Annotated in this window: 1 rRNA gene; it reads left to right on the forward strand. The window is 48.7% G+C overall.

Annotated elements, in window-relative coordinates:
• Nucleotides 1–716, forward strand: a 23S ribosomal RNA gene (locus tag GUI70_RS22520); the annotation flags it as partial.

Raw genomic sequence — 716 nt, forward strand, 5'->3', positions numbered from 1 at the left:
CGGAATCCGGGAGGACCATCTCCCAAGGCTAAATACTACCTAGTGACCGATAGTGAACCAGTACCGTGAGGGAAAGGTGAAAAGCACCCCGGAAGGGGAGTGAAATAGTACCTGAAACCGTGTGCCTACAAGTAGTCAGAGCCCGTTAATGGGTGATGGCGTGCCTTTTGTAGAATGAACCGGCGAGTTACGATTTGATGCAAGGTTAAGCAGTAAATGTGGAGCCGTAGCGAAAGCGAGTCTGAATAGGGCGTTTAGTATTTGGTCGTAGACCCGAAACCAGGTGATCTACCCTTGGTCAGGTTGAAGTTCAGGTAACACTGAATGGAGGACCGAACCGACTTACGTTGAAAAGTGAGCGGATGAACTGAGGGTAGCGGAGAAATTCCAATCGAACCTGGAGATAGCTGGTTCTCTCCGAAATAGCTTTAGGGCTAGCCTCGGAATTAGGATCGTGGAGGTAGAGCCACTGTTTGGACTAGGGGCCCGTCATGGGTTACCGAATTCAGACAAACTCCGAATGCCAATTAATTTAACTTGGGAGTCAGAACATGGGTGATAAGGTCCGTGTTCGAAAGGGAAACAGCCCAGACCACCAGCTAAGGTCCCAAAATATATGTTAAGTGGAAAAGGATGTGGCGTTGCCCAGACAACTAGGATGTTGGCTTAGAAGCAGCCATCATTTAAAGAGTGCGTAATAGCTCACTAGTCGAGTG

Source organism: Deinococcus alpinitundrae (assembly GCF_009982895.1).
GTDB classification, from domain to species: domain Bacteria; phylum Deinococcota; class Deinococci; order Deinococcales; family Deinococcaceae; genus Deinococcus; species Deinococcus alpinitundrae.